Annotated in this window: 11 protein-coding genes; all 11 read right to left on the bottom strand. The window is 71.0% G+C overall.

The features are described from left to right. Positions 1 to 63: 63 nt before the first annotated feature. Complete coding sequence (locus OH807_RS18280; RefSeq protein WP_406199940.1) at positions 64 to 2,415, bottom strand: immune inhibitor A domain-containing protein; 2,352 nt, start codon at positions 2,413 to 2,415, stop codon at positions 64 to 66. A 352-nt stretch (positions 2,416 to 2,767) separates the two neighbouring features. Beyond that, positions 2,768 to 5,287 (bottom strand): ATP-dependent Clp protease ATP-binding subunit, encoded by a 2,520-nt coding sequence (locus OH807_RS18275; RefSeq protein WP_406199937.1) that lies wholly within the window; start codon positions 5,285 to 5,287, stop codon positions 2,768 to 2,770. A 698-nt stretch (positions 5,288 to 5,985) separates the two neighbouring features. After that, entirely contained in the window at positions 5,986 to 6,336 is a 351-nt protein-coding gene (locus tag OH807_RS18270) for an Lsr2 family protein (protein ID WP_406199935.1), read from the bottom strand. A gap of 92 nt (positions 6,337 to 6,428) precedes the next feature. After that, positions 6,429 to 6,965: an amino-acid N-acetyltransferase gene (locus OH807_RS18265; protein ID WP_406199933.1), complete on the bottom strand. Its 537-nt coding sequence runs from the start codon at positions 6,963 to 6,965 to the stop codon at positions 6,429 to 6,431. Positions 6,966 to 6,974: 9 nt separating this feature from the next. After that, positions 6,975 to 7,403, bottom strand: a complete 429-nt coding sequence (locus tag OH807_RS18260; protein WP_406199930.1) for a BlaI/MecI/CopY family transcriptional regulator — start codon at positions 7,401 to 7,403, stop codon at positions 6,975 to 6,977. Between the two features lie 117 nt (positions 7,404 to 7,520). Beyond that, the gene (locus tag OH807_RS18255) at positions 7,521 to 7,643 is read right to left on the bottom strand and encodes a hypothetical protein (protein WP_380620611.1); all 123 of its coding nucleotides are present in this window, start codon (positions 7,641 to 7,643) and stop codon (positions 7,521 to 7,523) included. Between the two features lie 4 nt (positions 7,644 to 7,647). Beyond that, a complete protein-coding gene (gene lysX, locus OH807_RS18250; RefSeq protein WP_406199927.1) occupies positions 7,648 to 9,207 on the bottom strand; it encodes a bifunctional lysylphosphatidylglycerol synthetase/lysine--tRNA ligase LysX in 1,560 nt (519 codons plus the stop codon). A gap of 110 nt (positions 9,208 to 9,317) precedes the next feature. After that, positions 9,318 to 10,049, bottom strand: coding sequence for a hypothetical protein (locus tag OH807_RS18245; protein ID WP_406199925.1), 732 nt, complete (start codon positions 10,047 to 10,049; stop codon positions 9,318 to 9,320). A gap of 172 nt (positions 10,050 to 10,221) precedes the next feature. Then, on the bottom strand, positions 10,222 to 11,457 hold the full coding sequence (locus OH807_RS18240) for an ABC transporter permease (RefSeq protein ID WP_406199923.1): 1,236 nt from the start codon (positions 11,455 to 11,457) through the stop codon (positions 10,222 to 10,224). Next, positions 11,454 to 12,149, bottom strand: a complete 696-nt coding sequence (locus OH807_RS18235; protein ID WP_406199921.1) for an ABC transporter ATP-binding protein — start codon at positions 12,147 to 12,149, stop codon at positions 11,454 to 11,456. Before OH807_RS18235 ends, OH807_RS18240 begins: the two co-directional genes overlap by 4 nt. Further along, the gene (locus tag OH807_RS18230; RefSeq protein WP_406199919.1) at positions 12,146 to 13,819 is read right to left on the bottom strand and encodes a peptidoglycan-binding protein; all 1,674 of its coding nucleotides are present in this window, start codon (positions 13,817 to 13,819) and stop codon (positions 12,146 to 12,148) included. The genes OH807_RS18235 and OH807_RS18230 overlap by 4 nt, the downstream gene beginning before the upstream one ends. Positions 13,820 to 13,826 lie beyond the last annotated feature (7 nt).

The following is a 13,826-nucleotide window of genomic DNA, read 5'->3' as shown; positions in this document are numbered from 1 at the left end:
GACGGGCCGGACGGATGAATCAGTGCCACTCGGTCAGCGGCTGATCGTCACTGCTCGGTCCGATCAGTTGTCGACCGGGCGGACCCGGATCCAGGTCTCCAGGTAGTTCGAGGACTCGTTCTCGACCTCGATGCTGGTGCCCGTCTTCGGGACGATGACGCTGCTGTACGGGTTGTCCTTCGACCAGTACGACTTCAGGTCGCTGAACTCGTCGACGCCCTTGGCCTTCGGGACGACCGTCTCGACGCCGTTCTTGTGCAGGGTCAGCGCGTCGGTCTTGCGCGAGCCGAAGGTCGAGTCGTAGCCCTGGATGCGCGGGCGCATCAGGGTGCCGTCGGCCCACTTGGTGGGCGTCGGGTGCGAGTCGATCGGGAGGATCAGGCCCTGGCCCGGGTGGTTGGTGACGTTGTTGTCGCTCTGCGACTCGTCCCACAGCCAGATCAGCAGACCGGCCTGGTAGGGGTAGTGCTCCACCCAGTTCGGCTTGGCAGCGCCGGAGCCGAAGTTGTACGGGCCGGTCTTGAGGGTCCGGTCGTACGAGACGTACTGGCGGTTCTCGGCGATGTAGTACTGGGCGTACTCGTTCGCGAACTTGCCGGAGATCCGGGAGAAGCCCTTGGCGGCCCAGCCGTTGTCACCGTTCTCGGCGCCGTCGGTGAAGACGGTGGTGCCGTCGGTGCTGATGGCGATGTCGTCCAGGGCCAGGCCCTTGAGGTGCAGACCGCCGTCGGTGGTGTAGTGGAAGCGGACCTTGACGGCCTTGCCGGCGTAGGCGTCCAGCGGGAAGGACAGGTCGCCCCACTTGCCGCCCGAGTTACCGGTCAGACCGGCCTTGTCGGCGGCGTTCTTCGGGATGGCCACACCGTTGTAGGTGCCGTCGAGGGCGGTCCAGTTGGCGCCGCCGTCGGTGGAGACCTCGGCGTAGCCGTAGTCGAAGTCCTGCTCGATGTCGTACCAGGCCTTGGCGGTCAGCGCGCCCTTGGCCTTGCCGGTCAGGTCGACGTCACGGGTCAGCGAGACGTTCAGGTCGTCCGCGCTGCCGCTCCACCACTCGTTGGCACCCGCGAACGGGGTGTTGATCTCGGTGGTGACGGTCTTCTTCGGCAGGTCGACGACCAGCGCCTGCGGCAGCGCGCTGTTGTACTCGACCGGGCCGATGTGGTGGGTCGACTCGGTGCCGGCCTTGGCCTTGTCGAACTTCAGCCAGCCGAGCTTGAGCTTGCTCCAGGCGTCGAGGTCGTTCGGCATGTCGCCGATCGAGTTCTTGCCCTCGCCGAGCCACGAGCCGGAGGACATCAGCGACCAGAAGCCGACCGAGTTGTCGATCCCGCTGCCCGAGGTGTCGTACAGGTCCGGCAGACCGAGGTCGTGGCCGTACTCGTGGGCGAAGACACCGAGGCCGCCGTTCTCGGGCTGCATGGTGTAGTCGCCGATCCAGATGCCGGTGCCGCCGACGGGGGTGCCGCCGAGCAGGTTGCCGGACGGACCGGTGGAACCGGCCTGGGTGCCGTAGACGTACGAGCGGTGGGCCCACAGCGCGTTGTCGCCCTGCTTGCCGCCGCCCGCCGACTGGTCCTCACCGGCGTGCACGATCTGGAAGTGGTCGATGTAACCGTCCGGCTCGTTGAAGTTGCCGTTGTGGTTGTAGTCGTACCGGTCCCACTGGTCGTACTGCGCGATGGTGGCCTTGATCTGAGCGTCCGTCTGGCCCTTGGCCTTCTGGTCGGCGACCCAGGCGTTGATGCCGTCGCGGATCAGGTCCTGCGCGTTGTTGCAGACGTGCTGGCCGCAGTAGTCCGAGCCGTAACGGGCCTCGTTCCACGGCACCTTGACCCAGTCGGTGACCTGACCGTCGACGGTGTAGCGGCCCGAGGACTGCTTCTCGTAGAAGGTCTTCAGCGAGTCCTGCGTCTTGCTGAAGTACAGGTCCTGGTAGTGCTGCTGGTTGTAGTCGGCCTGCCAGAGCGTCGAGTTGTTCGTCGCCGCGTCGGGCTTCTCGATCTGGTTGTGCGTCGGGCCCGGGTCACCGCCGAACTTGATCTTGCCGTCCGGCGTCTTCGTGGTGTTGTCCACCTGGTCGCTGAAGTCGACCAGGATGGTGAAGATCTTGTCCGTGCGCTCACGGGCCAGCTCGACGTACTTGTCCTTGCCGAGCTTGATGCTGGAGCCACCGCCGTGCTGCTCGATCTTGGCGGTGCCGGCGAGCAGCTGCTCGGTGGCGGCCTTCTGCTCGGCCTCGACCTTCTCGGTCAGCGGGCCCGGCAGGTTGTGTTCAGTGCTGACCTGAACGGCGTCGGCCGGGTCGCGCGGGACCGGGGCGGAATCGGCGGCAACGGCCGTCCCCGGGAGCAGACCCGCGCCGAGCGCGGCTATGACCGCGGCGGCTGAAACGCCCGCAGCGGCTTTCCTGGTCATCTTCAACGTTGTGACGTCCTCCCCAAACCGGTCCGGCTCTTGGCCTTCCGGTAAACCAATGAAAGACAGGTGGACGACATTTGACCGAAGCGTGGACGGAAAAGATAGACCTTGACCGTGACATGGCTACACCGCTATGCTCCGCGACTCGCTATCAGCTGACAGTCGGTCAACAGCATTGGCATTAAAGACGACCGTTGATTCGATCGCGGGCGCACCACCCCCCGACTGGGCCTCCCACCTGCGGCATCGTGGGCCGGATCACAGGTTTTGCGACGCCACGTAAAACGGTCTGAGCCCCCGACGCGAACGCCGGGGGCTCAGACCGTGTGCTGTTGTCTGTTAAATGTTGCTACTTCGTCAGGTCCGGACCGGGCGAGGCAACGGCGGCCGGAGTGTCCGCGACCGCGGACTTCTCCTCGCCGCGGAAGGTGAACTTGGCTTCCTTGCCCTCACCCTCGACCCCGACGACCACGATGTGGCCGGCCCGCAGCTCGCCGAAGAGGATCTTCTCGGAGAGGTGGTCCTCGATCTCGCGCTGGATGGTCCGGCGCAGCGGACGGGCACCCAGGAGCGGGTCGTAGCCGCGCTTGGCGAGCAGCTTCTTGGCCTCGATGCTGAGCTCCAGGCCCATGTCGCGGTCCTTGAGGCGGCCGTCCACCTTGTCGATCATGAGGTCGACGATCTGGATGATGTCTTCCTCGGACAGCTGGTGGAAGACCACGATGTCGTCGACGCGGTTCAGGAACTCGGGGCGGAAGTGCTGCTTGAGCTCCTCGCCGACCTTCGCCTTCATCCGCTCGTACCCGGTGGTGCTGTCGCCCTGGGCCGCGAAGCCCAGGTTGAAGCCCTTGGAGATGTCCCGGGTGCCGAGGTTGGTCGTCATGATGATGACGGTGTTCTTGAAGTCGACCACGCGGCCCTGGGAGTCGGTCAGGCGACCGTCCTCCAGGATCTGCAGCAGCGAGTTGAAGATGTCCGGGTGGGCCTTCTCGACCTCGTCGAAGAGCACGACGGAGAACGGCTTGCGGCGCACCTTCTCGGTGAGCTGGCCGCCCTCCTCGTAGCCCACGTAGCCGGGGGGCGAACCGAAGAGCCGCGAGACGGTGTGCTTCTCGGAGAACTCCGACATGTCGAGCGAGATCAGCGCGTCCTCGTCGCCGAAGAGGAACTCGGCGAGGGTCTTGGAGAGCTCGGTCTTACCGACGCCGGACGGGCCGGCGAAGATGAACGAGCCGCCGGGGCGCTTCGGGTCCTTGAGGCCCGCACGGGTGCGCCGGATGGCCTGGGAGAGCGCCTTGATGGCGTCCTTCTGGCCGATGACGCGCTTGTGCAGCTCGTCCTCCATGCGCAGCAGCCGGGAGGACTCCTCCTCGGTGAGCTTGAAGACCGGGATGCCGGTGGCGGTGGCCAGGACCTCGGCGATGAGCTCCTCGTCCACCTCCGCGACGACGTCCATGTCGCCGGCCTTCCACTCCTTCTCCCGCTTGGCCTTGGCCTGCAGGAGCTGCTTCTCGTCGTCGCGCAGGGACGCGGCCTTCTCGAAGTCCTGCGCGTCGATCGCGCTCTCCTTCTCGCGGCGCACGTCGGCGATCTTCTCGTCGAACTCGCGCAGGTCCGGCGGCGCGGTCATCCGGCGGATGCGCATCCGGGAGCCGGCCTCGTCGATCAGGTCGATGGCCTTGTCCGGCAGGAAGCGGTCCGAGATGTACCGGTCGGCCAGGGTGGCGGCGGCGACCAGGGCGGCGTCCGTGATCGAGACCCGGTGGTGGGCCTCGTAGCGGTCGCGCAGGCCCTTGAGGATCTCGATGGTGTGCGGCAGCGACGGCTCCGCGACCTGGATCGGCTGGAAGCGGCGCTCCAGCGCGGCGTCCTTCTCCAGGTGCTTGCGGTACTCGTCCAGCGTGGTGGCACCGATGGTCTGCAGCTCGCCACGGGCCAGCATCGGCTTGAGGATGCTCGCGGCGTCGATGGCGCCCTCGGCGGCGCCCGCGCCGACCAGGGTGTGCAGCTCGTCGATGAACAGGATGATGTCGCCGCGGGTGCGGATCTCCTTGAGCACCTTCTTCAGGCGCTCCTCGAAGTCACCGCGGTAGCGCGAGCCGGCCACCAGGGCGCCCAGGTCCAGCGTGTAGAGCTGCTTGTCCTTGAGCGTCTCCGGGACCTCGCCCTTGACGATGGCCTGCGCGAGGCCCTCGACCACGGCGGTCTTGCCGACACCCGGCTCACCGATCAGCACCGGGTTGTTCTTGGTGCGGCGGGACAGCACCTGCATGACCCGCTCGATCTCCTTCTCGCGCCCGATCACCGGGTCGAGCTTGGCCTCGCGGGCGGCCTGGGTGAGGTTGCGGCCGAACTGGTCCAGGACCAGCGAGGTCGACGGGGTGCCCTCGGCGGGGCCGCCGGCCGTGGCCGACTCCTTGCCGCCGCTGGTCTGGTAACCGGAGAGCAGCTGGATGACCTGCTGGCGCACCCGGTTGAGGTCGGCACCCAGCTTCACCAGGACCTGGGCGGCGACGCCCTCGCCCTCGCGGATGAGGCCGAGCAGGATGTGCTCGGTGCCGATGTAGTTGTGGCCGAGCTGCAGGGCCTCGCGGAGCGACAGCTCCAGGACCTTCTTGGCCCGGGGGGTGAAGGGAATGTGACCGGACGGGGCCTGCTGGCCCTGGCCGATGATCTCCTCGACCTGCTGGCGAACGGCCTCAAGAGAAATCCCGAGGCTCTCCAGGGCCTTAGCGGCGACACCCTCACCCTCGTGGATCAGACCCAGGAGGATGTGCTCGGTGCCGATGTAGTTGTGGTTGAGCATCCGGGCTTCTTCCTGAGCCAGGACGACAACCCGCCGCGCGCGGTCGGTGAACCTCTCGAACATCGTTTATCGCTCCTCAGAGCGGTCGGGCAGTTCGGGGTCGGTCCCCGCCCTGTCCTTCCGCATGCTAGTCCCGCTCAGCGGCGCGGCCCACGGATTCACTCCCCGGTACGGGAGCGACATGCTGCGCGACCAGCCGACACCAATCCCAACCTGATGCTGGGAGACGGTGTTCCCACAGGTGGGCCGGATGCACCGGATACCGCTACGCCATCGGCGAACAACGCCGGGCTCGACGGATCCGGACGGCCCCCGGCCGGTCGCACGTACTGCCCCGGTCGGGACCGAGACCCCGACCTCCTGCATTCATACCCGGTATCGGGGCGGTTCTCGCGCAGTTTCCGCGGTGGCGGTGTTCGCCTGGCGAGAAGTCGGCCGGCGTGACGGCGGTTCAGCTGCGGCCGCTGCGGGCGCAGCGTCCGGTAGGCCGTCCCGGTGGTGCCGGCGTTACCGCTCCGCCCCTACAGCGTTGCACAGCCTGTGATTGTTCCGCCGTCCCGGCCGGCGCCCCGCCGGGTGCCCGGAAGGGCATTCCCGCCGCGGCCCGCGGCCGGTGCCGCCGGCGTGCCCCGCCCCCCGGCGGCCGGAGGGTGCGCCGCGGGGCGCGGAGAAGGTTCCTCCGCGCCCCGCGCGTGTGCCAGGAGGCCCGTCGGCCCGCGCCGGGGCCCCGCACCCGCTCCGGCGCTCCGGTCGTGCCGGGATCAGGCCACGTTGGCCTTGTCGTAGGCCTCGCGGACGATGCTGGGCACCCGTCCGCGGTCGTTGACGTCCAGGCCCTGCTCCTTGGCCCACGCGCGGATCTTGGCGGTGTCCGGAGCGCTGCCGGACGGGCGCGGAGCCGTGCCGCGGCCCGGGCGGCGGGGGCCGGCGAGCCGGCCGCTCTGCTTGCGACCCTTCTCCACGTACGGCGCCAGCAGACCGCGCAGCTTGTCCGCGTTGGCGCTCTTCAGGTCGATCTCGTAGGCAACGCCGTCGAGCGCGAACGTCACCGTCTCGTCCGCCGAACCACCGTCGAGATCGTCTTCAAGAATGACCTGCACCCTCTGTGCCACGGGCTTCCCTTTCCGCTAAACGACCCATTGCCTAAGGAAAGGAAAGCGCCTTTCTGCGGAAAACACAAACCCCTACGGGGGTCGGGAGCCGCTCACAGGTGCAGCAGCATGCGCGAGTTGCCCAGCGTGTTGGGCTTCACCCGCTCCAGGTCGAGGAACTCGGCGACACCTTCATCGTACGAGCGGAGAAGTTCTTCATAGACATCCGTAGCGATCGCCGCCGGGTCTGTCGTACCATCATCGGTTTCCTGGACCTCGCCGATCTCGACGAAACCGTGTTTCGCGAAGAAGGGCACCTCGAACGTCAAGCAGAAAATCCGACGGACGCCCAGCCAGCGCGCGGTCTCCAGCAGCTTCTCCAGCAGGAGGCGGCCGACGCCGTGACCACGGCAGGACGGGTCGACGGCGAGCGTACGAACCTCCGCGAGGTCCTCCCACATGACGTGCAGCGCGCCGCACGCCACCACCGACCCGTTGTCGTCGCGTTCCGCGACCCAGAACTCCTGGACGGATTCGAACAGGGTGACGGTGGGCTTGTCGAGCAGAATGCCGCTGCGCGAGTAGGCGTCGATGAGCCGGCGAACGGCCCGGACGTCCGTGGTCCGCGCCCGGCGGATGGTGACCTCCATGGCGGGACGTTATCGTGCCGGACCCGCCGCGGTCTCCCCGGTATCCGGGCCGGATTCCGGTGGCGCCGGATCGGCCGGGAAGAGAGCGGCCACCCGCAACGCGTCCCGCAGCGCCTCGCGTTGCTCGGGGGACATCAGGCCGAAGAAGTGCACCAGCGCCGCCGCGGGATTGTCACTGGTGGCCCATGCGTCGTTCATCAGGGCCGCGGTGTACGCCTCGCGGGACGAGACCGGTTCATATCGATAGGCCCGTCCGGCACGCTCCCGGCGCAGCCAGCCCTTTCGGTGCAGCTTGTCCAGGACGGTCATCACCGTGGTGTACGCGATTTCGCGTTCCGACTGCAGATCCAGCAGAACCTCGCGAACCGTCACCGGTCGGTTCCACTGCCACACCCGGGTCATGATGGCGTTCTCAAGTTCGCCGAGTTGCCGGACCATAGTGCGGCCAGGATAGGGAGTGAAAGGGGCAAATCTTGTGAAGTGCCACCAAACCGGCGCGCCGCCACCCCCGGGAATCGGGAATGGCGGCGCACCGGTGCAGGAGCGGCCGACGGGTCAGTCGGCCAGGTCCTCCTTGGACTTCTGGGCCCCGCCCTGGCTGCGGATGATGGCCCGCACCAGGAAGCCGAAGCCGATCGCCATGACCAGCGGCGGGACGATCGCGCTGACGTAGTCCATCAGGTCACTCCTCCTCGGTCTTCTCCGCCGCGGTGGCGGCGGACGCCTTGGGCTCCGGCTTGACCAGCGGGAAGAGCACGGTCTCCCGGATGTTCTTGCCGGTGAGCAGCATGATCAGGCGGTCCACCCCGAGGCCGAGGCCGCCGGTGGGCGGCATCGCGTACTCCAGGGCCCGCAGGAAGTCCTCGTCCACCTGCATCGCCTCGACGTCGCCGCCGGCCGCGAGCAGGGACTGCGCGGTCAGCCGGGCGCGCTGCTCGACCGGGTCGACCAGCTCGGAGTAGGCGGTGCCGATCTCGGTGCCGAAGATCACCAGGTCCCACTTCTCGGCCACGCCCGCGATCGAGCGGTGCTGCCGGGTGAGCGGCGAGACCTCGGTCGGGTAGTCCTTGATGAAGGTCGGCCGGACGGCGTTCTCCTCCAGCAGGCGCTCGACCATCTCCAGCACGATCTGGCCGTGGCCCCAGTCCTTCTCGAACGGGATGCCGTGCTCGGTGGCCAGCCGGCGCAGCTCGTCGACGCCGGTCTCCGGGGTGACGTCGGTGCCCAGGTGCTTCGAGATGCCCGGGTAGACGCCGACCTCCTCCCACGGCTCGGCCAGGTCGATCTCGTGCTCGACGCCGTGCGGGTCCAGGCCCTTGATCACCGTGGTGCCCAGGGCGTCCCGGGCGGCGTTGACGATGGTGGCCCGGATCAGCTCGGCCTGGGTGTCGTAGTCGCCGTAGGCCTCGTACGACTCCAGCGAGGTGAACTCCGGGTTGTGGGTGGAGTCCGCGCCCTCGTTGCGGAAGTTGCGGTTGATCTCGAAGACCTTCTCCGCGCCGCCGACCACCAGCCGCTTGAGGTACAGCTCGGGGGCGATCCGCATGAAGAGGTCGATGTCGTACGCGTTGATGTGCGTCTTGAACGGGCGGGCGTTGGCGCCGCCGTGCACCGGCTGCAGCATCGGGGTCTCGACCTCGATGTAGCCGCGCTCCTCGTAGGTGCGGCGGATCGAGCGGACCACCTTGGAGCGCAGGTGCAGGATCTCGCGGGCCTCGGGGTTGACGATCAGGTCGACGTACCGCTGGCGGACCCGGGCCTCCGGGTCGGTCAGGCCCTTGTGCTTGTCCGGCAGCGGGCGCAGGCACTTGGCGGTGAGGGCCCAGCTGTCCACCATCACCGACAGCTCGCCGCGGCGGGAGGTGATCACCTCGCCCTCGACGCCGACCTGGTCGCCGAGGTCGATGTCGGCCTTCCAGGCCGCCAGCCGCTCCTCGCCCAGCTTGTCCAGGGAAAGCATCACCTGGAGGTCGCCGCTGCCGTCGCGCAGGGTGGCGAAGCAGAGCTTGCCGCCGGTCCGGGACAGGATGACCCGGCCGGTGATGCCGGCCCGCTCCCCGGTCGCGGTGTCCGGAGCGAGGTCCGGGTGCTTGGCACGGAGGTCCGCGATGGTGCTGGTCCGGGGGAAGCCGACCGGGTACGGGTCGACGCCGGCCGCCCGGAGCCGGTCCAGCTTCTCGCGCCGGACGCGCATCTGCTCGGGAAGGTCGTCGGTCGCGGGGAGGGGGCTCTGATCGCTCACCCCACCAGGGTAGCCAGCCCCCGGCCGGTGCTCCGCCACGGGATGTCCGCGGCGCACGCCGAAGGGGGGAGACCGCGGGTGCGGTCTCCCCCTTCCGGTCGCGGGCGCGGTCAGCCGGTGCCGGTCGCCAGCTCCAGTTCCTCCGGGGCGGCGGGGGCGGCCGGGCGGGCCGGCGGCTTGGGGCGGCGGCCGAAGAGCTCGGCCGGGGTGGGCATCCGGTGCGGCCGCGGCGGGGTCTGGGGAACGGCGGGCTTCTCGGCGCCGGCGTCGGTGCTGCTCATCGGGATCCGTCCTCCAACAGGGGTGGGGAGACTGCTCGGGGGTGCGGCGGGGCTCGGTACGGCGACGAGGTGGCGCAGGCCGGTGGTGAGGGCGAGCCGTTCCCGGACGGCGGCCTCGGCGAGGGCGTGGCAGCGGCCGGCCAGCCGGGATCGGCGGGAGCGTTCGCCCTGGCCGCAGGGTTGGCGGGTCAGCCCGCGCAGCGCGGTGAGGTCCTCGGGCCCGGGGAGGTAGCCGTCGGTGACGGCCTCCTCCAGGCGTTCCAGGTAGCCGCCGGCGCTGCCGGGCAGGGCCGCCCGGTAGCGGCCCAGATCGGCCAGCAGGAAGGCGCGCAGCCGGCCGCCCTCCTGGACGGCCTCGTCGATCGCCTCGGTCAGGCGAAGGGCGTCCTGGACGTCCTCGGCCCACAGGTCGGCGCCGGCGCCGGCGAACGGCAGCCGGTCGTGGCTCTGGAGGTGGACGGGGACGGCGGGGTGCAGGGCTTGGGCGAGGGCGCGGCGCAGCACGCGGACTTCGTCGGCGCTGAAGGCCATGCCGCCGCGCGATCCGTGTGGCGTAGGCATGGGTTGACACTACGTGAGGAATATCCGATTTGTCGGTAACGTCGCGCCGACGTCCCGCGTTCGGCCCGCCGACTGCCCCGCTGACTGGCCCGCCGGATGCAGTGTTGCCTGCCCGGTGGGATCCGGCGTGGGGAGGGCGGCCCGGTACCTGCCGGGCCGCCCTCCCGGCGGCTCAGCGCCGCAGCGCCTCCGCGGGCTGGATCCGGGCCGCGCGCCACGCCGGGTAGACGCCGGCCAGCAGGCCGGTGGCCAGGCCGATCACCGGGGCGGCGGCCACCGTCGCCGGGTTCACCACCGGGGTCCAGTCGCGGGCCAGCGCCACGCCGAGCACCGTGAGCACCCCCAGTGAGGTGCCGATCAGGCCGCCGACCAGGCCCAGCGAGGCCGATTCGGAGAGGAACTGGCCGGTGATGTGCCGCCCCCTGGCGCCCAGCGCCCGGCGCAGGCCGATCTCGCCGGTCCGCTCCAGGACGGCCACCAGGGTGGTGTTGGCGATCCCGACCGCGCCGATCACCAGGCAGATCCCGGCGAGCAGCAGGAAGAGCTGGTTGAGGTCGGAGGTGACGTTGGAGCGCAGGGTGCGCGGGTCCGGCGGGGGCACCGGCTTGAAGTTCTCCGGGTGGGCCGGGTCCAGGGCGAGCGGCGCCTCGGCGGCGACCTGCTGGGCCGCGCCGATCCGGGTGGCGACGATCATCTTCGCCCGGTCCTGCCGGGGCGGGCCCCAGAGCTTCTCGGCGGCTCCGCGCGGGACGGTGACGGAGAGCAGCAGGTCGGCCTTGCGCCGGACGTCCCCGACGATGCCGATCACGGTGAACGGCTTGCCGTCCAGGAAGACCGCCGGCTGGGTGTCCAACGTGGTGATGCCCAGCCGGGAGGCCATCGCGGAGCCGATCACGGCGACCTGCTGGCCGGTGGTGTCGTGCCAGGAGTCGAAGGCCCGGCCCTGGATCAGCTGCGGCCCGGCCGCGGCGAGGGCACCGGCCGAGGCGGCCACCACCGCCACCTGGTCGCCGCCGGACTGCCGGCCGACCGGGGCGGCCCGGACGCTGCCGGTGGCCTGCTGCACCGGCCAGTAGACGCCGGCCGCCTCGACCCCGTTCAGGCGCTGGATCCGGGCGTCGGCGTCGGCGGGGAAGGAGAGCCCGGTCAGCTCCGGGCGCGGGCCGCCGGTGTCCTCGACGCTCACCTCGGTCGCGGTCAGCACGCTGAAGCGGGAGTCGATCTGGGAGGAGGTGGTGGCGGTCAGCCCGAGGATGGCCACGAAGGTGCCCACCCCCAGGACGGTGCCCAGACCGGTCAGCGCCGAGCGGGCGGGCCGCTGGAGCACCCCGGCCAGGGCTTCGGAGAGCAGGTCGCGCAGCGGCAGCCGGGACGGCTCGACCACGCGGGTGCGGCGGCGCAGCCTCATACCGCGGCCACCTCCCGCAGCACGCCGTCGCGGATCGCCACCGTGCGCCGGCCGCGGTCGGCCACCTGCGGGTCGTGGGTGATCAGCAGGATGGTCAGGCCCTGGGCGTGCAGGTCGTCGAGCAGCGCGAGGATGGACTCGGCGGTGGCGGTGTCCAGGTTGCCGGTCGGCTCGTCGCAGAGCAGCAGCGAGGGCTCCCCGACGAGGGCCCGGGCGATCGCGACCCGCTGCCGCTCGCCGCCGGAGAGCCGGGTCGGCACGGCGTCCAGCCGGTGGCCGAGGCCCACCTGGACGAGGGCCGCGCGGGCCCGTTCGCGGCGCCGGGCCGCGCCCCGGCGGCCGTGGGCGGCCGTGTACAGCATGGCGAGGGCGACGTTCTCGGCCGCCGAGCGGTGCGGCAGCAGGTGGAAGGACTGGAAGACGAAGCCGATCCGCCGCCCGCGCAGGGCGGTGCGGTCGCCGTCCGGGAGCCCGCCGGTGTCGATGCCGTCCAGCAGGTACCGGCCGGTGGTCGGGGTGTCCAGCAGGCCGGCGAGGTTGAGGAAGGTGGACTTGCCGGAGCCGGACGGGCCGATCACCGTGACGTACTCGCCCGGGTCGACGGACAGGTCGCAGGGCTTGAGCGCGGTGACCGGGGGCGGCCCGGGGTAGGTCAGGCCGACCTGGCGGAACTCGATGACGGGGGTGCTCACCGGGCGCCCGCCTGGGTGGAGGCGTCCTTCACGCCGACGATCACCTGGTCGCCGGTCCGCAGCGCGCCCTCGGTCAGCGGCCGCACCTCCGCGCTGCCGCCGCCGACCGTGCCCGGGGTCACCTCGACCCGGCGGCGCCGGCCGTTCTCGTACACCGTCACCACGGTCTTGCCGTCCGCCGTCGCGGAGACCGCCGACAGCGGGACGACCAGCACCGGGCCGGCCGAGGAGGCGGCCTGGACGGTGAGCCGGACGTCCTGGCCGGCCAGCTTCGGGTCGAGCGGCGCGTCCGGCTGGACCACCAGCTGGTAGCCGGCCGGGTTGCCGCCGGCCTGGCCGGTCCCGCCGCCCTGCTGGCCGGTGCCGCCCTGGGCGCTGCCGGCGGTGCCGGCCTGCTGGCCGTCACCGGGGGTGTCCGCGACGGCCGACACCTTGGCGGCGGCCTTCGTCCCGGCCACCTCGGAGAGGATCTCCACCTGCTGGCCCGGGTGGACCAGGCCCTTGTCGGAGACGGTCAGGGTGCCCTTGACCACCAGCGCCCCGGCCGAGACGGTCAGCACCTTGCCGCTGACCTCGCCGCCGATCCGCCCGGTGACGGCGTCCACCCGGGCCGGGAAGCCGGAGAGGAAGAGCAGCTCGCCGGCGGGGACCATCGGGCCCACGGCGGCCTTGACGTCGGTGGCCTTCTTCCGGAGCTTGGCGAGGTCCTCGCCGGCCCGGGTGACCAGCTTCTGGGCGGTGTCGACGGCGGTGCGGGCGGCGTCCACCGGGCTCTCCCCGGCCCCGGCTCCGGCCGCGGCTCCGGCCCCGCTGCCTGCACCCGCGCCTGCACCCGCGCCGCCCGCCGTGCTGCCGGCGGACCCGGCGGCCTGCGGGGTGGCCGAGGCGGCGGCCTGGGCGCTCTGCTGGGCCCGCTGCGCGGCCTGCGCGTCGTCGTAGCGCTTCTGGGCGGCCTTCAGCGCGTCCTTGGCGTCAGCCAGGGCCCGTTCGCCGCCGGTCACCGCGTCCTGGGCCGCCGACACCTGGGCGTCGCCGTCCGGGGAGGCGGGCAGCGGGTCGTAGCCGCGGGCCGCGTAGAACGCCTTCACCGCGGCCTTGGTGGCCGTCCCGTAGGTGCCCTCGGTGTCGCCGTCGGAGCCGAAGCCGAGCCCCTTCAGGGCCTGCTGGAGCTGCCGGACGTCCTGCCCGGTGGCTCCCGGCTTGAGGTCCCGGTACACCGGGAGGTCGCCCTTGAGCGCGAACACCGGCCGTCCGGCCACCTCCAGCACCGACTGCCCGGACTGCACCTGGTCGCCGACCTTCACCGGCAGCTTGGTCACCACGGGCTTGGCCCCGCCCGCGCCGCCGCCGGCCGGCGCGACGTCCACCGACTGGCCGGCGGTGACCTGCCCGCGGATCACCACCGAGTCGGTCAGCACCCGGTTCTCCACCGGGGCGGTCAGGACGTCGGCCGGCGGTGGCTTGCTCTCCGCGGCGGCCTGCGCGGGGGACTTGATCACCAGCGACGCGGCCAGTCCGCCGCCGGAGAGGACCACCGCGGACGCCACCACGACCAGCAGCAGCCGCCTGCGCCGGCGCAGTCCACGCTGCCCGGACCCGTCGTCCGGCGGTTCGGCCCCGCCGGCCAGGTCGCCCTCGGCCGTCACGTCCGGTCCTTCGTACTCGGCCACGCCCCAC

Source organism: Kitasatospora sp. NBC_01560 (assembly GCF_045208415.1).
Taxonomy (GTDB): Bacteria; Actinomycetota; Actinomycetes; order Streptomycetales; family Streptomycetaceae; genus Kitasatospora.
This window is presented reverse-complemented; position numbering and strand designations above follow the sequence as displayed.

What these genes read in the sequence shown, in the direction of transcription:
- OH807_RS18260 (WP_406199930.1), bottom strand. Translation starts at nt 7,403, where the DNA reads ATGGTCCGGCAACTCGGCGAACTTGAGAACGCCATCATGACCCGGGTG.
- OH807_RS18245 (WP_406199925.1), bottom strand. Translation starts at nt 10,049, where the DNA reads ATGCCTACGCCACACGGATCGCGCGGCGGCATGGCCTTCAGCGCCGAC.
- OH807_RS18265 (WP_406199933.1), bottom strand. Translation starts at nt 6,965, where the DNA reads ATGGAGGTCACCATCCGCCGGGCGCGGACCACGGACGTCCGGGCCGTT.
- OH807_RS18240 (WP_406199923.1), bottom strand. Translation starts at nt 11,457, where the DNA reads ATGAGGCTGCGCCGCCGCACCCGCGTGGTCGAGCCGTCCCGGCTGCCG.
- OH807_RS18255 (WP_380620611.1), bottom strand. Translation starts at nt 7,643, where the DNA reads ATGGACTACGTCAGCGCGATCGTCCCGCCGCTGGTCATGGCGATCGGC.
- OH807_RS18275 (WP_406199937.1), bottom strand. Translation starts at nt 5,287, where the DNA reads ATGTTCGAGAGGTTCACCGACCGCGCGCGGCGGGTTGTCGTCCTGGCT.
- OH807_RS18280 (WP_406199940.1), bottom strand. Translation starts at nt 2,415, where the DNA reads ATGACCAGGAAAGCCGCTGCGGGCGTTTCAGCCGCCGCGGTCATAGCC.